Source organism: Desulfuromonas sp. KJ2020, from assembly GCF_024197615.1.
In the GTDB taxonomy this organism is placed as follows: domain Bacteria; phylum Desulfobacterota; class Desulfuromonadia; order Desulfuromonadales; family SZUA-540; genus SZUA-540.
In genome coordinates this window covers 308,631-327,417 of the sequence record NZ_JAKUKE010000001.1, presented here as the reverse complement: position 1 = coordinate 327,417, position 18,787 = coordinate 308,631, and the positions used below count along the sequence as shown (strand labels likewise).

At 58.9% G+C, this 18,787-nt stretch carries 15 protein-coding genes; 5 read left to right on the top strand and 10 right to left on the bottom strand.

Translation table 11 applies throughout. From position 1 onward, the window contains the following. Positions 1-197: 197 nt before the first annotated feature. Entirely contained in the window at positions 198-3,197 is a 3,000-nt protein-coding gene (locus MJO47_RS01475) for an EAL domain-containing protein (protein WP_253959350.1), read from the top strand. A 29-nt stretch (positions 3,198-3,226) separates the two neighbouring features. On the opposite strand, the gene queG is transcribed toward MJO47_RS01475, so the two are convergent. After that, positions 3,227-4,138, bottom strand: a complete 912-nt coding sequence (gene queG, locus MJO47_RS01470; RefSeq protein WP_253959349.1) for a tRNA epoxyqueuosine(34) reductase QueG — start codon at positions 4,136-4,138, stop codon at positions 3,227-3,229. A gap of 316 nt (positions 4,139-4,454) precedes the next feature. On the opposite strand from queG, the gene MJO47_RS01465 reads away from it, so the two are divergent. Beyond that, positions 4,455-4,895, top strand: a complete 441-nt coding sequence (locus MJO47_RS01465) for a MerR family transcriptional regulator (RefSeq protein WP_253959348.1) — start codon at positions 4,455-4,457, stop codon at positions 4,893-4,895. 71 nt (positions 4,896-4,966) lie between these two features. On the opposite strand, the gene MJO47_RS01460 is transcribed toward MJO47_RS01465, so the two are convergent. After that, entirely contained in the window at positions 4,967-6,898 is a 1,932-nt protein-coding gene (locus MJO47_RS01460; protein WP_253959347.1) for a hypothetical protein, read from the bottom strand. 492 nt (positions 6,899-7,390) lie between these two features. Between MJO47_RS01460 and MJO47_RS01455 the strand changes: the two genes are divergently transcribed. Then, on the top strand, positions 7,391-7,759 hold the full coding sequence (locus MJO47_RS01455; protein WP_253959346.1) for a PEP-CTERM sorting domain-containing protein: 369 nt from the start codon (positions 7,391-7,393) through the stop codon (positions 7,757-7,759). 99 nt (positions 7,760-7,858) lie between these two features. Here MJO47_RS01455 and MJO47_RS01450 read toward each other — a convergent pair whose 3' ends face one another. Genes MJO47_RS01450 through MJO47_RS01435 form a run of 4 tightly spaced genes read right to left on the bottom strand, consistent with a single transcriptional unit; the run spans position 7,859 to position 11,342 of the window. Beyond that, complete coding sequence (locus tag MJO47_RS01450) at positions 7,859-8,488, bottom strand: ABC-type transport auxiliary lipoprotein family protein (protein ID WP_253959345.1); 630 nt, start codon at positions 8,486-8,488, stop codon at positions 7,859-7,861. Further along, positions 8,485-9,396 (bottom strand): MlaD family protein, encoded by a 912-nt coding sequence (locus MJO47_RS01445; protein ID WP_253959344.1) that lies wholly within the window; start codon positions 9,394-9,396, stop codon positions 8,485-8,487. Before MJO47_RS01445 ends, MJO47_RS01450 begins: the two co-directional genes overlap by 4 nt. 54 nt (positions 9,397-9,450) lie before the next feature. Beyond that, on the bottom strand, positions 9,451-10,209 hold the full coding sequence (locus MJO47_RS01440) for an ABC transporter ATP-binding protein (RefSeq protein ID WP_253959343.1): 759 nt from the start codon (positions 10,207-10,209) through the stop codon (positions 9,451-9,453). A 2-nt stretch (positions 10,210-10,211) separates the two neighbouring features. Further along, on the bottom strand, positions 10,212-11,342 hold the full coding sequence (locus tag MJO47_RS01435) for an ABC transporter permease (protein ID WP_253959342.1): 1,131 nt from the start codon (positions 11,340-11,342) through the stop codon (positions 10,212-10,214). 255 nt (positions 11,343-11,597) lie between these two features. Here MJO47_RS01435 and MJO47_RS01430 point away from each other — a divergent pair, with 255 nt between their 5' ends. Beyond that, the gene (locus MJO47_RS01430; protein ID WP_253959341.1) at positions 11,598-12,602 is read left to right on the top strand and encodes a YhdH/YhfP family quinone oxidoreductase; all 1,005 of its coding nucleotides are present in this window, start codon (positions 11,598-11,600) and stop codon (positions 12,600-12,602) included. Between the two features lie 26 nt (positions 12,603-12,628). After that, a complete protein-coding gene (locus MJO47_RS01425) occupies positions 12,629-13,411 on the top strand; it encodes an enoyl-CoA hydratase-related protein (protein ID WP_253959340.1) in 783 nt (260 codons plus the stop codon). A 60-nt stretch (positions 13,412-13,471) separates the two neighbouring features. Here MJO47_RS01425 and MJO47_RS01420 read toward each other — a convergent pair whose 3' ends face one another. The 4 genes from MJO47_RS01420 to MJO47_RS01405 form a co-directional block, all read right to left on the bottom strand. Then, positions 13,472-14,716, bottom strand: a complete 1,245-nt coding sequence (locus tag MJO47_RS01420; protein WP_253959339.1) for an ATP-binding cassette domain-containing protein — start codon at positions 14,714-14,716, stop codon at positions 13,472-13,474. Next, complete coding sequence (locus MJO47_RS01415) at positions 14,713-15,717, bottom strand: iron ABC transporter permease (RefSeq protein WP_253959338.1); 1,005 nt, start codon at positions 15,715-15,717, stop codon at positions 14,713-14,715. Before MJO47_RS01415 ends, MJO47_RS01420 begins: the two co-directional genes overlap by 4 nt. Then, the gene (locus tag MJO47_RS01410) at positions 15,705-16,604 is read right to left on the bottom strand and encodes an ABC transporter substrate-binding protein (RefSeq protein WP_253959337.1); all 900 of its coding nucleotides are present in this window, start codon (positions 16,602-16,604) and stop codon (positions 15,705-15,707) included. Before MJO47_RS01410 ends, MJO47_RS01415 begins: the two co-directional genes overlap by 13 nt. A 130-nt stretch (positions 16,605-16,734) precedes the next feature. Next, a complete protein-coding gene (locus tag MJO47_RS01405) occupies positions 16,735-18,702 on the bottom strand; it encodes a TonB-dependent receptor (protein WP_253959336.1) in 1,968 nt (655 codons plus the stop codon). Positions 18,703-18,787: the final 85 nt, after the last annotated feature.

The following is an 18,787-nucleotide window of genomic DNA, read 5'->3' as shown; positions in this document are numbered from 1 at the left end:
GTTCATCATTCTAGTAGGCGCGCCGGTGATGTCAAATGGGAGGTGGACAATCTGCAGCCATGGCCAGCGGGAGGCCTGTTTGCCTGTTCTTGAGTTAAAAGGTTGCAGAATTATCGGGGTTTCACTAACATGATCAAATCTTTCGGGTTTTGCGAACGAGAATTTTTGGGCAGGCTTCCGGTGTTCAGGAGACTGAAATGAAGGCTCTTGGGTTCTTCGGTCAATCGCTGCGTCACCTGGGTTTTTCCGCATTTTTTCTGTTACTGTTTTCCGTCGCGCCGGCAATTGGCGCCCGTCCCATTCTTGTCGGTGGCCCTGACAACTTCCCCCCCTACAGCTTTGTCGATCCGGCCAGCGGCGAACCCACCGGTTTCCACGTCGAACTGGCCCGTGCTGTGGGGGAAGCAATGGGGGTGGAGGTGGAAATTCGCCTGGCTCCCTGGCACCAGACCCGCCAACGCCTGAATCGGGGCGAGATCGACATCATCCAGAATATGGTGCGCACCCCCGAGCGCGAAAGCCTCTACGACTTCAGCCCTCATCATACCATCGTCAATTATTCCATCTTTGCCCGCCGAAACTCGCCTCCTGTCGAAACCCTTGCCGATCTGGCCGGAAAACGTATCGTGGTCAACCGGGGCGACGTCAGTCATGATTACCTTGTGCAGCAGGGGTTCGATGAGTATCTGGCGCTGGCTCCCAGCCAGGTTGATGCACTGCAACTGGTGGCCGATGGGGATTATGATTTTACTCTGGTTTCGCGGCTTTCCGGATTGCACTGGGTTCGCAAGCTCGGCTTGAACAACCTGCGGACCGTCGGGGAGCCTTTCTGGGACCAGTACGGCAGTTTTGCCGTCAGAAAAGGGGAAGAAGAGCTGCTGGCCCGCTTCAGCGAAGGGTTGGCCATCGTCAAAGAGGACGGCACCTATCAGCGGCTTTACGACAAATGGCTGGGCGGTTTGGAGCCGAGCCGGGTCCCCATGCGGGACCTGGTGCGATACGGAACCCTCCTGCTGGCCGTCGGCCTGGGGCTTGCCGTTCTGGCCGCTCTGTGGTTCTGGACCTTGCGCAAGCAGGTGCGCGCCCGCACCCAGGAGCTGCGCCGTGAGGTGCAGGAGCATCGTCAGACCGAAAAGGCTCTATTGGCCAGTGAAGAACGCTTTCGGCTGATATTCGATTCGACGGGGGCGGCCATGAACACGCTGACCAAAGACGGTCGGTTCTCCATGGTAAACCCCCGTATGTGCAGCTTTCTTGGTTATTCCGAAGAGGAGCTGCTGCAGATGTCGGTGGAGGATATTACCTATCCCGCCGACAGGGAAACGACCCGCCTCTTCTACGAGCAGGTCAAGGCCGGGCACCTGCAGGCCTTCGATTACGAGAAGCGCTTTGTTCGCAAATCGGGGAGCGTGGTTTGGGGGCATGTCACCGTTGCCTGGATACTGGACGATGAGGGACGGCCCGATCACGCCATCGCCATGGTGCAGGACATCACCGACCGCAAGCATGCTGAAGAGCTGCTGCGCCAGAGCGAAGAGCGTTTTCGTACGACCGTCAACAATGCGTCCATCATCCTCTGGGCCCTCGATGCCCAGGGCGTCTTCACTCTCTCCGAAGGGCGCTCACTGGCCACCATGGGGTTGAAGCCGGCCGAGGTGGTCGGACAATCGGTTTTCGAGCTGTTCGACGAGGTGCCTCAACTGAAGCATTATGTTCAGCGGGCTCTGAACGGCGAAGAATTTACCGCCCGCAATGAGGTCAAGGGGCGGGTTTTCGAGACCCTGTGGAGTCCGCAGAAAATAGCCACGGGAAAGGTCGTGGGCATTATCGGCGTTTCCACGGACGTCACCGAACGGGCTCAGGCTGAAACCCGTCTGCGCGAAAACCAGGAGCGCCTGAACTATCTCTCCTATTACGACCCCCTGACCCATCTGCCCAACCGGGTGCTGCTGCACGATCGCCTGCAGCATGCCATCGACAAGGCCCAGCGCACTGGCGGCAAACTGGCCCTGCTCTTTTTCGATCTCGACCGCTTCAAGACGGTCAACGATTCCATGGGTCACGCCTTTGGTGACCGCGTCTTGTGCGAGGTGGCACTGCGGCTCGAATCCCATGTGCGGCGGGCGGATACCCTGTCCCGTTTCGGTGGCGACAAGTTCATTCTGCTTCTTGAGGATATAACCGATTTCCAAAAGGTTTCGGAAATCGTCCAGCAGATCCAGTTCAGTCTGACCCGCGAGCTGGTGCTGGATGACCTGCAGTTTTACCCGACGGCCAGCATCGGCATCAGCCATTTCCCCGATAACGGCGCCGACAGCGAAAGCCTGATCAAGGCCGCCGAGGTGGCCATGTATCGGGCCAAGGAACTGGGGCGCAATCTTTATCAGTTCTACATGCCCGATATGGATGCCCACGCCCGCGACCGCCTGATCCTCGAGGCGGATCTGCGCAACGCCCTCGAAAGGGAAGAACTTCTGCTTCACTACCAGCCCCAGATCGAGCTGCAAAGCGGCACCTTGGTGGGGATGGAAGCCTTGATCCGCTGGCGTCGGGGCCAGGGCGATCTGGTGCCTCCCTTCAGTTTTATTCCCCTGGCCGAAGAGACCGGTCTTATCGTGCCCATTGGGGAGTGGGTGTTGCGCACCGCCTGTCGCCAGAACAAGTACTGGCAGGATCGCGGCTGCGCCCGTGTGCCGGTTTCGGTTAACATTTCGGCGCGCCAGTTCCGTCAGCGCGATCTGGTGGGGATGGTCAAACAGGCGCTGGAGGACTCCGGCCTCGAGCCCCGCTATCTGCATCTGGAGATCACCGAAAGCATGATTATGGCCGATATCAACGCCTCTATCGCGATTCTGCAGGAATTGGCGGAAATGGGGGTTGGCTGTTCCATCGATGACTTCGGGACCGGATATTCTTCGTTGAGTTATTTGAAGCGCTTCCCCATTTCAGCCCTGAAGATCGATCAATCTTTTATCCGCGATGTCACCGTTGACGCCAACGACGCCTCCCTCGCCATTGCTATTATCGGTCTGGCTCGCGGAATGCATCTCAATGTGGTGGCCGAGGGGGTAGAGACGGAGGAGCAGCTGGCTTTTCTGAAAAAACACGGCTGCGCCCATGGCCAGGGCTATCTCTTCAGCCGGCCGATTCCTCCGGAGGAGATCGAACCCTGTCTGTGTGTGAGGAGTGAGGAGTGAGGAGTGAGGAGTGAGGAGTGAGGAGTGTTTTATCCGCGATTTTTTAAGGCGATGGCGGCGTTTCTTTGCAGACGGGCCAGGCCAGTGCGATAAAGGGGGGTGCCCTGAAAGCGCTCCTGAAAAACCTCCTCCGTCATGGTCAGAAAGTCTTCAGGGGTGAACGGGGCGTCTCCCGTCAGCTCCGGCATGACCAGCGCCTCGCCGAAGCGGTTCCAGGGGCAGGATGCCGTGCACAGATCGCAGCCGAACAGCGCCTGGCCTAGCAGGGACTGGTCCTGGGTGGGGATATCCCCGTCGTGCTCAATGGTCAGGTAGGAGCGGCACCGGCGGGACTCGACCAGTCCGTTGGCGTCGATCGCCCCAGTCGGGCAGGCGTCGATGCAGCGACGGCAGCTGCAGCAGCGGTTAGAACGAGGGCGAGAAGGGTGTAATTCCAGATCGACCAGAATCTCGCCCAGCACAAAGCAGCAGCCGAACGCTTCATGGACGAGCTGCCCCTGCCGGCCGCGCCAGCCGATGCCGGCGCGGATGGCCCATTCCCGCTCCAGTACCGGCGCCGAGTCGACACAGATACGCGCCACCTGTATCTCCGTATGGGCGCGCAGAAAGGCGACCAGCTGCTTCAGCTTCTTGCGCATCACCTTGTGGTAGTCCCGTCCGCGCGCATAGCTGGCGATGCCCCCTTGGGCCGGTTCAGGGTTTACCGGATAGCGTGCCGCCACCACGATGATGGAGCGGGTGCCGGGAGCCAGCCGGTTCACGTGGGCCCGCAGTTCGGCATGGCGCGCCAGGTAGCTCATCTGGGCCGCACCGCCGCTGTCGAGCCAGCGGTTATAAATGCCCAGCGTCTCGGCCTCCTTCGCCTCGGCAAACCCCACGGCGGCAAAGCCGAGGCGTCGGCCTTCAGTTATGATGTGCTCTTCCAAAGACATAGGGGGCATATACTATAAAACTCCCTGCCAAAGCAACAGAAGCCGGTTTTTTTATTGGCGACAATGTTGAAGACATGAAAGCTGTGAAGTTAAAACAATGTATTTAGAACTCTTTAAGGTTTGGTTTTGCATAAAACACTGATTATACTTATGCTTCATACTGGGTTTAGGCAATCTATTTATCACAGGGCTTATCATATAAGATAAAATAAAAACAGTGTTTGATTTTACGGAATCGGTATAGTATGATTCATGTAAGTCCAAAATTCCTGCAAAGTTTCCTGCCTGGACTCCCTAAGCCGTGTCAACTCGGGAGGTGCCAAAAATGGGAGTAGACAGCAGCGACCCCATTTATCCGATCAGCGTAGCCGCCAGATTGCTCAATGTGCATCCAAGAACCATTCGGATCTATGAGGAAGAAGGTCTGGTCAAGCCTTCCCGTCAGGGGAGCAAGCGCTACTTCTCCAACGACGATATCGAGTGGATCCAGTGCCTGCGCGATCTCATCCACGACGACGGTATCAGTATACCCGGCCTCAAAAAACTTCTCGATCTGAGCCCCTGCTGGGAAATCAAGTCCTGCGACCCTGACAAGCGGGCCCACTGTTCCGCCTATGTCGATCGCACCAAGCCCTGCTGGGAACGGGCCAACACCGCCTGCGCCAAGGAACTCAAACAGTGCGCGGCCTGCGAGGTGTTCATGCAGCGAATGCGGGGAGCACGGGAGAAAGTGGTTGAGATGAGGGATCTTCGGCGGGGAAAATAAAAGACACTTTTCGACCAGAACGACAAGAGGCGGAACCGATTGGTTCCGCCTCTTGTCGTTTACGGGGAGGATCAGAGCGGCCAGATCATTGCGCTGCGAAGCCTCTTGGTCGTCCCTGAAACCTCGGTGTTGTCGACCCAAGTCAGTACGGAATGGCCAGTCATACTATTGAAGTGAACCACGGGATGAATGTATTGCCTCGGTGCTGCGGGTGGTTCACTAAGGGCCTGACCAAGTGCCGTTGCCGTAGCGTCAAGTAGGACGCCCGAGGTGGAAACCCGGTTGCCAAAGATGCCGCTGTTCAACGTACTGACAGGGTCGCCGCTTGCCCAGGTGACCAGGTAATTCGTCCCGTCAAAGGTGAGGGAGGGAAATCCTTTGGTAATACCAGTGGCGGTATTGATGGCAACTCCACCTGTGTCGGTTGGGCCATCCAAGATGACTCCGTCTTTATCAATTCCGCTACCGTAAAGGTCAAATTTGCCATTCCGCAGATCGACCCACACAGCGAAATAATTTAGTCCATCAAAGGCCAGTTGGGGGGCTCCTTGCCCATGTGGTGCTGTGCAGACAGGCATTGGGCTTGGCGCCAAATTTGCTCCATTGATATTGACTCTCCGACCATAGATGTCACCATTCTCCGCTTCTGGCAATGTCGCATAGTTACGATAGAGAATCAGGTAGTTCAGCCCGTCAAAGGCAATAGTTGGTTCATCTTGTCCGCCAGCTTCATTCACCATCGAAAATTCGCTACCATCGGGACCAAGCTCGTCGATAAAGGCGCCATAAATGTCGTAGTCTGTTTCATCGTATTTGGCCCAGGCCGCTAAGGCCCTGGCACCATCAAAGGCCAGGACGGGTTGGAAGTTGGAAGAACCTGAAGAGAGTAAAAAGCCCGTGCTGCTGCCAATGGGGGTGCCGTTTGATTGAATATGGCGACCCCTGATTTCGCGGGAAGTCTGAAAGACCACTAGGTAGTTGGTGCCGTCAAAGATCACGCCCGGATGGCTGAATTCGGCATCATTGGCCAGGGTGGCAATTGGTACGGTGGTAATCGGGTTACCGTCGCCATCCACCAGCGCACCGACCAGGGTGGAGGCGAAGGGGGTTATCGTATTCGTTTGGGCGCTGACGATCAGGAAGTTGGTGCCATCGCTGGCGACGGCCGGGCGACCGGGTTGTTCCGTATCTGAACTTGCCGGCGCCAAATCAGTCAGAGGAGTGAATTGTGGCATGAGGCCGATGGCGCCAAAACTGCCCCGCATCCCCACGGCTTCTTCCACCGTGGTCTCGTTGCCAACGGTGATGCTGCGTTTGATGGGGCCGTAATCCGGCGCGCACCAGAGGGTTTGGCTGCCGCTGACAGAAACGGCAGGGGCGCCAGTCGAGGGGCGAACGGTGATGGTGGTGTCCGTGACCAGACGGGCGGTGTCGGCGAAGGGGGTGTTACGGAGCGTCAGCGTCTCAAAGCCGGCCAGGGTCACCACAGAATAGATGTCAAAGGTTTCCGGGGTGCCGTCCCCATCTTCATCCGTATCCCAGGTGAGGCCTGATTTGTTGAGTTGGACGAAAGAATTGCCTGTCACCATGGGGAACTCGACGAGTGGATAGGGGACGAGTTGTTCCGTAATGGTGTCGGTCGCATCATTGTTGCCGTAATCGGTAATCCCGTCAGCCGCCAAATGGTAATAGAGGTCGACACCGACGCCGCCGTTTTCGGGGTTGGATTCCGTGATTACCGTCGTTGACACACTGCCGACGAGGTGTGTGCCCCCCACCGTCAGAGCATTGAAAAATCGGTCGGTGAGCGTGCCGCTTTCACTGATGCGGCCTTCATAGTTAAGTAAATTGCCCTGTGAAAAGGGAAAATAGCTCTCGGTCAATGTCCTGGGGTCTGCCGGTGGTGTTGTCCCCCCGCCGCCCCCGCCGCCACCGCATCCGCCAACAAGCAGGATAGCCACACCAAGAACAAGCCACATTTGTCTCTTCATCTTAATAGCCATTTTACCTCCTCCTGTGTTCTGTTGGCGGAATTGGTTTGAGCCTTAATGATGTCGTGTTGTTTTCTGATGATTATAATTAACAAAGAAGAACAATTTAGTCAGTTTGATAAGACAACAATAATAAGCTAAATGAGTTTGTCAATGACACGGGTAAGTTAAGTCACTATGATTAGTGATCAATTTCCTCATTAAAATTGAAATGGAACATTGTTAAAGAAACTGTTCAAATTTATGTCGAAAAATCTTACACATACTGTTCCTTTTATCGAAATTATAACCATCAATTGGTGTGATGGAGGCTCTTTTTATGTGATATCATCACCTTAGCATCATGGTGCATTTTTGTTGTAAAGATTAGAAAGTGTTGACATTTCTTACGAGGCAGAAGAGGAAATCAAAAAAAACAACAAACTCAGTTACTTAGAGGCTCGGACCGATTTTTGCTTATCAACTAGGTCAAACATATAAGCTTTTATGAAAGGAGGTGAACTTATGAAAAGCTATGATTTGATGAAGGCACTGTTGGTCGGAATGGTTATGGTTCTCTTTATGGCGGGTTCTGGTTGGGGCTATAGCTTAACTTTGAGCTATGACGAATGGTGGGGCACATCAACGACCATAGATCTGCTTAATGATGAACCCCAGGTCGTAACCGCTTCCACGACTATGCCCACGCTCTATGTGCTGAATGTCGCCACCGAACTGGAAAAAGAGTATATCGAAGAACCCACTAACGGCGTCATTGAGGATGGCAACGGGGACTTTAACGATGGTCCGGCGCCTGTTCCAGAACCGTCAACCCTCATTCTGCTGGGTGTTGGTCTGATTGGGGCGGCAGTGCTCAGGAAAAAAATGAAATAGCCAGATATTCAGGAGAAAAAAGGACATGGAAGATTTTTATTGAGGGCAGTGCCTCGTTGGGCACTGCCTTTTTTCGTGCCGGGATTCGGCTGCGCTGATTTACGGCTCCAGGTGTAAGGCAGCGTCCTGCTCGAATTGTGTGAGAATGTTCGATAACGCCTGGTTCCAGGCCTTGACCAGGTTTTCGGGGGAGTCGGACACGAAGGGAACCGCGGCTGTATAGCGGCGCTCGAACAACAAGGCGGGTTGGTCGGCTTTGACATCCAGCAGACGCAGGTGCAGCTCGAGAACCGCCTTGGGGAATTCCTTCTGTCGAAAATCACCGTAAAGGGCATCGACAGTCCCCTCAAGCAGCAGGTCCGCGCCGAGGCGACTGGAGGTGCTGTGAACCAGGGCGAAACGTCCTGACGCCGACAGCCAATTTGCGGTCGCGGTGGTGATGAGGGCGGCCGGCTCGGCGAGGAACTGATGATAGTAATCGCTCTGATAGCGGTGTTCATCGAAGCGGTAGATGAATCCTTTGCCGTAAAATGGGGCCGCGAGCCGGAAGGGAGCCAGGCGCATAACGTTGCCAGTCTGCCCGGCGGTCGCAGGCAGCGGGCGGGTCACTTCCAGACTGTAGAAATGTCTGGTCGGCGGACTTTTTTCCAGCATTTTATTGTCGACCTGTACGCAGGCGCTGAGCCCGCATAAGGCGATGGCAAAAAGAGAAAAGAGTCGACTTCTCATGGGGTTTCTCCTGGGAAGGCGGGAGCGGGTGGGGCGCCGAACAACGTGTGGGCCGGGTAGGCGCGGGCCTCGTCGCTGAGGGTGCGCAGGTTGTCACTGAGGACACGGAGATTGTCCAGGGTTTCTTCTACGTTGGGCTGTTGGTTGACCAGCAGGCTGTCAAGGCGATGGAGCGTTTGCCGCAGGTTAGCCAGGCTGGAGGGCAGTTCGGCGGAAACGCCCTGTACCATCTGGTCGAGGTTGCTGTTGGTGCGGCGGATCTCCGTCAGCAGTAGTTCGGTCTGGCGGCTGATCTCTTTCATGTTGGTGTCGCGGGCCAGGCCGGCGATAGCCTGCAGGGATTCTTCCATGTTGATAATCAGTCTTTCGAGGTCGATCTTCTCCAGGGCAAACAGGATGCGGTTGACCGAATCGCTGAGCTGGGTGATGACGCTGCCGGCCGAGGGGACGTAGGGATAATCCGGCGTCCAGTCGATGGCAAGGGTCGGATGGCGCTGCGGGTCAAGATAGTCGGCCTCCAGGAAGGCAGTGCCCGTAACACCCTTGGCCGCCGTGCGCACGCGCAGCCCTTTGTCGATCTCCCGTTGCAGCAATTGGGTATTCATATGTTCGGCCTGAAGTTGAAACGCGTTCCGTTCGAGGGCGAAGCGCACCAGAACGTAGCGTTTGGCGGTGGGGTATTCGTTGCCGGCCAGGGTGATGGTTTCAACCCGCCCGATCTGCACACCCCGAAACTTGACAGGAGAGCCGACGTCAAGGCCCTGCACCGTTTCATCGAAGTAGCTTTCCATGACAATGGGATGCCGGAAGAGGACGTTGGCCCCGAGCACGACAATCCCCACGACGACGATGGTCGTCGCGCCGATGACGAAGAGGCCGATTTTGAAGAAGTTGGCGCGTTCACTCATGGTTGAAAAAACTCCTGCGATGGTCGGGCCAGGCCCTTAGTGTAATTGAATGCTTCAGGCGACCTCGCGATTGAAGAACCGACGAACTCGTGGGTCTTCACTGTGATCCCGCAGATCGACGGGATGTCCTTCGGCGATGATGCCTTTGCTCTCTTTGTCCAGCATGATGACATGATCGGCGATGGCGAAGATGCTGGGGAGTTCATGGGACACTATGACAAAAGTGCTGGCGATCGATTCGGCCAGATTGCGAATGAGCAGGTCAAGTTCGGCCGAGGTCACCGGATCGAGACCGGCAGAGGGCTCGTCGAGAAAGAGAATGGCCGGATCGAGGGCGATGGCCCGGGCGATGGCGGCTCTCTTTTGCATCCCCCCGCTTAATTCAGCCGGCAGGTGGTCCTCAAATCCCTGCAGCCCGACGAGTCGCAGTTTCATGCGCGCCACCAGGTCTTTGGCCTCCGTCGGCAGGTCGGTGAATTCATCGAGCGGCAGACAGACATTCTCCAGCAGCGTCAGTGAGCCAAAGAGCGCCGAGCTCTGGTAGCTGACCCCGATCTGTCGAAGAATGCGCCGGCGTGCTTCCCCTTGCGCACTGACAATGTCGCTGCCGTTAAGCAAGACGACACCGGAGCGTGGCCTGTATAGCCCAATCATATGCTTGAGCAAGGTGCTCTTACCGCAGCCCGAGCCCCCGAGGATAATGAAGATCTCCCCACGGTTCACCTCGAAAGAAACATCCTGCAAGATCACCTGATCACCGTAGGCGGCAGTCAGGCCCCTGACCTGTATGATGGGATCTGTGTGGTCGTCCATAGTTAGAAGCCCAGATAGTAATAGACCACGGCAAAGATGCCGTCGGTGACGATGATGAGGATGATGCCGGCCACGACGGCGCTGGTGGCCGCTTTGCCGACGCCGCTGGCGCCTCGCCCGGCCTGCAGGCCGTGCAGACAGCCGATGCCGGCGATAAGAAGGCCGAAAAAGAAGGTCTTGGCCAGGCCGCCAACCAGGTCTTGCAGGCTAACCGCCCCGATGACCTGGTTGGCATAGGCGACGAGGGGGTAGCCCATGGCCAGCAGGACGACAGCGCCGCCAAGCAGTCCAAGCAAACTCGAAAAGATGGTGAGCAGCGGCGTGGCCACCAGGGCGGCGAGCAGACGAGGGATGGCCAGAAAGCGCACGGGGTCGAGTCCCATGGTGGTGAGGGCGTCGACTTCTTCGTTGACCTTCATAGTACCCAACTCCGCCGCAAAGGACGAGCCGGAGCGGCCGGCCAGGATGATGGCGGTCATCAGCGGCCCCAGCTCGCGCAGCATGGAGAGGGCGATGAGGTCGGCCACGTAAATCTCGACCCCGAACTGTCGCATGGGGATGGCGGCCTGAAAAGCCATGATCAGTCCGACCAGAAAGCTGAGCAGCGTGATGATCGGCAAGGCGTTGATACCGGCGGTTTCGAAAATCAGGAAGGTGTCCTTCCAGCGGATCTTGCGGAAATGCAGCACGGCATGGAGCAGAGCGGTACTGAGCTCGCCGACGAACGCCACCAGGGTAATAATGTTACGCCAGAGACTCACGCTCGCTCTGCCGACTTCGTTGGGCAGGTTCGAGCAGGCGGGCTTGGTCGGATAGGCCTCTAGATAGTCGGCCGGATCGAAGAGATCGAGCAGCTGTCGGAACTCATCCTGAAGATTCACCAGCTCGTAGCGCCCCCCGGCCAGCAGCTGTCGGCGACCGATTTCAATCAGCAGGGCCGCGCCGGCGCCGTCGATATAGAGCAGCCCGCCGACATCGACGCGCACCAGATCCCCTGTGCCCTGGGCAAAAAGCTTGTCCATCTTTTTCCACAGGGGCCCAACCGAGGCCGCATCGAGATGTCCTGTCAGGCTCAGGGTGAATTCCCCCCCGGCGCTGGGGCCGGTTTCCAGTGTCGCGGTCGATTTTTCCATGCCAGCCTTCATTCAGAGTCTCAAAGGATTGTACCAGAGATACGGAAGCCTGCAGGGGCAGAGTGCCTACCCTTCAGGCGTACGAAGTTCCGGTTCGTGACGGAAAAATTTGGTCTCCCCGCCGGTTGGACCCTTGACGCGAATCGCCATAGCCCCTAGGCTAGTACCTGAAGTTCCGAGAAAAGATAACATGAACCACCTGTTGCAGGCCATTCGTTCATAACTTCAACTCAGCAGAAAAGGAGGAAGGCGCGCATGCCACAGAGGACGTTCAAGGCCATGGTCGTGGAAGAGGGCGACAACAAAGAGTTCACCCGCAAGGTCGTGTCGCGAAAAATTGATGAACTGCCGCCGGGCGATCTGTTGATCCGGGTTCATTACTCCTCACTCAACTACAAAGATGCTCTGTCTGCGATCGGCAATAAAGGGGTGACGCGGAATTATCCTCACACGCCTGGCATCGATGCCGCTGGCGAGGTAGTTGACTGTTCCACCGCGCTCTTCTCCCACGGCGAAAAGGTGCTGGTGACAGGCTACGATCTGGGCATGAATACGGCGGGGGGCTTCGGGGAGTACATCCGGGTTCCTTCCAAGTGGGCGGTAAGTCTGCCGGAGGGGCTGTCCCTGCGGGAAAGCATGATTCTGGGCACGGCGGGATTTACGGCGGCCTTGTCGGTGTGGAAGCTGGCTAATGCCGGAGTCAAGCCCGCCGATGGCGACATCCTGGTGACGGGCGCCACCGGTGGCGTCGGCAGCCTGGCCGTGGCCATTTTGGCCAAAGCGGGGTATCGCGTGGTGGCCGCCACCGGTAAAAGCGAGGAAGAGGATTATCTGCAACAGCTCGGCGCCAGTGAGGTCATCCCACGCGCGGCCGTCACTGAAGGGGCCGAAAAACCCCTGCTGAAGGAGCGCTGGGCCGGTGTCGTTGACGCCGTCGGCGGTGAGACCCTGGCGGCCGCCCTCAAAGCCACCCGCTACGGTGGCGTGGTGACCTGCTGCGGTCTGGTCGGTTCCTCGGATCTGACTATGAACGTTTTTCCCTTTATTCTGCGTGGGGTCTCACTGCTTGGCGTCGATTCGGTGCAATGTCCCATGGAAACCCGCCTGCAGGTATGGAAAAAGCTGGCCGGCGACTGGAAGCCCGAGCGGCTGAAAATGGTCGCGAGCGAGTGCAGCCTCAATGAGCTTGATGAAAAGATCGAGGCGATCCTCAAGGGGCAGGCTTGCGGCCGCACCCTGGTAAACCTGCGCGAGTCCTGACCGGACCGCTCTCAGAAGGGACATCTATGGCATTCAAAAACCTGCTGCTCGAGATTACCCGAGGCGTAGCGGTGTTGACCCTCAACCGTCCCCGAGTGCTCAACGCTATGGATCAGGAAACGCTCGATGAGTTGGATCGGGCTTTTTCGGAGCTCTTCGCCGATGAGGCGGTGCGCGCCATCGTTCTTACCGGCGCCGGAGAGAAATCCTTCGCCGCCGGCGGCGACATCAGCGGTCTGCTGAAGCTCGACCCTCTGGCGGCCCGCCGCCTGGCCCTGCAGGTGCAGAAGACCTTCGCGGCCATCGAGAAAGGACCCAAACCCGTTATCGCCGCCGTCAACGGCTTCGCTCTCGGCGGCGGCTGCGAACTGGCCCTGTGCTGCGATATCCGGTTGGCCAGCGAGATGGCCAGCTTCGGCCAGCCCGAGATCAACATCGGCATCCTGCCGGGGTTTGGTGGGAGCCAGCGGCTGCCTCGGCTGGTGGGCAAGGGGAGGGCCAAGGAGATGCTCTTTACCGGGGACCGGATCGACGCCGTCGAAGCCTTTCGCATCGGCCTGGTCAACCGGGTGGTGCCGGCCGACCAACTGCTGATAGAAGCCCGGCGTCTGGCCGAGAAGATGGCGGCCAAAGGGCGCGTTGCTCTGCAATTGAACAAGCAAGCGGTGGAAAATGGACTGGAAATGGATTTCGACCGGGCCTGCGCCTACGAGGCCGAACTCTTCGCCCTGGCTTTCGCCACCGACGACCAGAAAGAGGGGATGAGTGCTTTTCTGGAGAAGCGGCCGCCCCGCTTCACCGATCGGTAAACCCGCCAACTATGCACGACGTGGAAGGGGCCAGCGGCATGTACGTCGCTGGCCCCTTTTTTATCCGTCCCGCCGCAGGTGCTTCAGCACCTCCTCCACATCGTCCACCACCTGACCTCCCGCCGACCTGATCTCTTCTGTGAGACTCCAGGCTTTCCCCTCCGTAAAGTCTCGTTCCTGTTGCGGGTCAATGAGGAAAACGGGTCGGCCAGCCCGGCAGCAATCGAGGGCCAGCTGCAGGCAGATCAGGTTGCCCGGCCCCCACCAGGTTGGCGCCACCACCAGCGCGGCCGCCTGATGCGCCAGGGTGCCGGCGGCGCTGGCGGCTTTGGCAGAGATAGGACAGAAAGGCTCCTCGAGCACGGGATCCAGGTCAAGGGCGAGAGCAAGAGTAGCGTCGGAGTCGCCACGGTTGAGTGGGCCGACAGACAGGGCGCAGCCGGCCACATGCAGCCGTCGCAGGGTATCGGCGCCGAGCCCGCCCCCGCAGATCACGTGCAGGCGCGGAGGGGCGCTGCTCCATTGCCGCCGCTGGGAGATGGGGAAGACGCGGGGCGCGCCCGTGTAGGGGTTGGTTTCCACCTGCAGATCGACGCGGAAGACCTTGCGCAGATTGGCAGGGGTCAGGACCTCGACCGGGGGCCCGAGGGCGGTCAGTCTTCCGTGGTCGGTGAGGAGCATCAGGCGATGGGAAACCTGGGCGGCGAGGTCGAGGTCGTGGGATATCTGCACGATGGTCGTGCCCTGTTCGCGGTTGAGGCGCACCAGCAGATCGGCGATCTCCAGACGATGATCCAGGTCGAGATGGCTGGTGGCCTCGTCCAGGAACAGCACCGGCGTTTGTTGGGCGAGAGCGCGAGCGAGGATGACGCGCTGCAGTTCGCCGCCGCTCAGGCCGGTGATGAGTCGATCGGCCAGGTGCAGGGTGTCGGTGACGGCCAGGGCCTGTTCAATGGCGCGGCGATCTTCCTTCGATTCGGGACGCAGGGCGGTGCCGTGGGCAAAACGCCCCAGGGCGGTCATTTGCCGCACGGTGTAGGGGAAGTGGGCCACGGTGAACTGGGGGACGACGGCGGCCAGGCGGGCCATCTCCACCCGGCGCAGGCTGTGGGCCGGGCGTTCACCCCAGAAGACGCCGCCAGCCGTCGGCTTGAGCAGGCCGCGCAACAGGCGCAGCAGGGTTGATTTGCCGCAGCCGTTGGGGCCTAGAATGGTCAGAATTTCGCCGGAACGCACCTCGAAATCGAGGTTCTGCAGCACCGGTTCTTTGCCATAGGCAAAACCGAGGTGTTCGGTACGGATCACGCGCCCCCCTCGCTGCGACGCAGCAGATAGAGAAAGAAGGGCGCCCCCAGCAGGGCGGTCACCACACCGACGGGCACTTCGGCCGGGGCGAGAATCTGGCGGGAAACGGCATCGGCGGCCAACAGAAAGGCGGCCCCCAAGAGAGCCGAGGCTGGCAACAGGCGGCGGTGACCGGGGCCCCAGAGGAGGCGGGCCGCGTGGGGCACCACCAGCCCGACGAAGCCGACCAGTCCGGCCATGGCCACGGCGCAGGCGGTCAGGGCGCCGGCGGCGACAAAGACGAGCAGGCGGGCGCGACCGACGGCGAGGCCAAGATCGGCGGCGACCTCTTCACCCTGGGTCAGCAGGTCAAGGGCGGGAAAATGCAGCCAGAGCACAGCAAAGCCAAGGGTGCTCCAGGCCATCGCCCAGGGGAGCAGGTTGGGATCGGCCAGACTCAAATTCCCAGCCAGCCAGAAAATCGCCGAGCGGACGGGGTCTGACGGGGCCAGCCAGAGCAGAAAAAGGAGCAGGGCCGCCGCAAAACTGCCGACCATGACGCCCGAGAGGATCAGGGTGTGCGGGGTGCTGCGATGGGCGCGGGCCACCCAATAGACCAGAGCCAGGGCGCCGATGGCGCCGACAAAGGCGGCCGCGGGCAGGATCATGGCGGAAGCGAAACCCAGGGAGATGGCGGCCACGGCCCCAAGGGCGGCGCCCCCCGAGACCCCCAGCACGTACGGATCGGCCAGCGGATTGCGCAGTACCGCCTGAAAAGCACAGCCGGCCGAGCCGAGCGACGCGCCGACCAGCGCGGCCAGCACGGCCCGGGGGAGTCGAATCTTCAGTACGACGGTAGACTGGGCCGCGTCGGTTTCCGTGCCGAAAAAGACGGCGAGGATGTCGGTAAAGGGAATGCGCAGGGGACCTGCCCATAGAGAAAAGCCGAAGGCGAGAAGCAGACAGCCGGTGAGGATGAGCAGCCAGGCCGGGCTCCGGAAGGGTGTCGTCAGGGCGCGCATGAGGCATCCTCTAGCCGCAGTCCGCTGCCGTGAAGGGCGCGGGCGATCGCCTCGAGACCCAGCACCAGGCGGGGGCCTGGCCGGTAGACCCAGTCCGGGTCGGGGATGGTGACCACGCGATTCTCCTTGACGGCTCGCAGTTGCGGCCAGGTGGCGAAGTGGGCAGCCGGGTTGGCCTCGCCGGGGTTGGGGGAGACGATGATGACATCGGGATCGGCGGCCAGCACGGCTTCCATGCTCCAGGTCGGATAGCGGCCGGGTCCATCCGGCACGACATTGATCCCCCTGGCTGTTTCAATCAGATGGTGCCCCAGCGTGTTGGGACCGGCTACCGTCAGGGGATTGACCATAATCGCCAGCAAGACGCGAGGCCGGGGTAGCTTTTCGGTGGCCCCACGAATACGGCAGAAAGCTTCTTCCATATCGCGGGCCAGACGGTCGGCCGTGGCGGCCTCTCCGAGGACCGACCCGATGGTGCGAATGGTGGCGATGGTGGAATCCAGATCGCGGGGGGCGACGACGAAAGTGGCAATCCCCATCTTGTCCAGCTGCGCCACCAGGGCCGGGGCCGCCATGTCGGCGGAGGCGAAGACCAGATCGGGTTTGCTGGCGACGATGGCTTCCAGACTCGGCTGCAGGTAGTTGCCGACGCGCGGCACCTGGGCGGCGGCGGGAGGGTAAGTGCAGAACTGGGTCGCCCCGACCAGCCTGTCGCCCAGATTCAGGGCAAAGAGAATCTCCGTGAGGCTCGGCACCAGGGAGACCAGACGCTGCGGATGGTCAGGCACCTGCACCGTGCGGCCGACGGCGTCCGTCCAGGTGGCGCTCACCGCGGGGCTCGCCCACAGCAAAAAGACGAGAAAAAAAGGTAGAAGACGCTGGGTCATAGGGACCGCTTCCAAGAGAAAAGGCGGGGGATGCCACTGCTGCAATGCGCTGGATGGCATCCCCCGACCTGGTTAGGGCTGATTAGCCTGGACTATGGCAAAAAAGGGCCGGGCTGTCAAAGTCGCGTCCTCAGAAATCGTATTCCAGGCCGGCAACCCAGTTTCGTTCCGCGGCCGGATAATAATTCAAACCCGCAAAGTTCGACACGACATGCTGATGGTATTTGGTGTTGGTGATGTTGTTGACACCGAAAAATGCTTTGAGACTTTGCCACCGATAGGAGGCTTTTGCGTCCAGGGTATGGAAGCTGTTTGTTTTGCCATAGAGGTTTGCCTGATCGCTTATGGCGTAAATCGAACCCATGTAATTATAGGTGGTTGAGAGAATTGTTCCGGGTATGATATCGGTCAACTTGGCCGTTATGTTGGCTTTGTGCCTGGGAACGGCCGGCACGTCATTCCCGGCGAAGGGGGCTTTTTCAAAGGTGGCTTCGGTGTAACTGTAATTGCCGGTGAGGGAAATGTGCCTGGCCAGTTTGAGGTCGGCACCGAATTCCAGGCCGCGCCGTCTTGTCTCCGGGTGATTCTGATTGGAGTAGTCGATGGGGTTGTAAAAAATTTCGTTTTTGATATCCGCCTGAAAAAGCGTGACCCTGCCTTCGAAGGCTTCACCGAAGTGATGCCGGATTCCTGCCTCGAATTGCAGAGAGGTCTGAGGCTGCAGGGCGCTGTTCAGGCTGATAGAGCCAGCCATGTAGTCATACTGGATCATTTCATCGACCAAAGGCAGTCGGAAGCTTTTGTTGGTGCGTACAAAGGCGGAGGAATGGTCGCTGTAGAGATAGGTCAATCCGAGGGACCAGGCATGATTCCTCTCTGATGCGGTGTCGTCAAGGGAAGCGAGGGCACCACCCAGATCCTCCTGCGCGAAATCGTAAGCGGTCCATTCCTGACGAACCCCGGCGGAGAGGATAAAATCGGGCCGCAGGTAAATTTCATCCTGAAGGTAGAGGCCCAGAGAATCTTTGTCGATGTCAGCCAGGCTATAGGAGGATACGTTTTCCAGTTGGGAACGATAAAGGTCTGCCCCCGCTATGAATTTATGCGGGTAGCCAAACAGGTCCGTTTCTAATGTGTACCGCGGGGTAAATCCCCAGGTTTTGACCGAACTGCTGGCTTTAAAGGCCCAGCTCACCACATTGGCGTCCGTGTCCCGGTCACGGAATGACACATCTGCCGAGACCTGGCTGCCATGCGCTCTTTCAAAGTCCAGGCCGGCCTGCAGATATCGGTCATGCGTTTCGGCCTCGTCGTCAGGATTTTTGGCGGCCCGACGGTTAAGCGCCAACTCCCCGGCATTGAGGGCCCCTGGCATGCCGTAGATATCGTAGTGGTAAGTGCCGCTGAGACGCAGGGTCAAAGCGTCTGTCGCAAAATAAGAGAATTTGCCGCCGACATCTTTGGCCAGCAGGTCATTGTTGTCCCTGTAGCCATCGGTGTCGCTGCGGCTGGCGTACAGTGAAACCGCCAGGCTTTCCTGCGAGGCGCTTAACGAGACTTTCTCTTTATTGAAGTCATAACTGCCCACCTCGATACCTGCTGAAGCGTGCAGTCCACCCGCCGGAACTTTGGTGAGGATATTGATCACCCCGCCGGTCGCATTGTCGCCATAGAGGACTCCGCCGGTTCCTCGGATGATTTCGATTCGTTCAATCTGATTCAGGGGGATCTGAAGCCAGTCCGTGCCGCTGAGATCGATGGCGTTGACGCGCCGTCCATCCACCAGAACGAGGGTGTTGGCCGCTGAGGTTTCTCCGAAACCGCGCAGGTCGACGTTGGCTGTTTTACCGTTGCCGAGGAGGTCCCTGACCACGATCCCTTCCTGCGAACGGAGGAGCTCAACGACATTTTGGGCGTTGGAGTTGGCAATGGCTTCCTGATCGATGACGGTGACATTGGCGGGAACGGTTTTGATCGCTTGTTCAGTGCGTGTGGCCGTGACCACCACCGCCTCCATTTCGGTCGGCTGGGCCAAGGGGGTGCCCGCTGACAGAAGCAGCAAGGCGAAGGTGAGGCAGGCGAGCAGGTGTTTCTTCATCGAATTTCTCCTTTTTGCCCCGAACGAAAATGGCGAAAAGGGGACCGCTTCAACGCAAAAAAGCCCGCGCAACCCTAAATAGGTG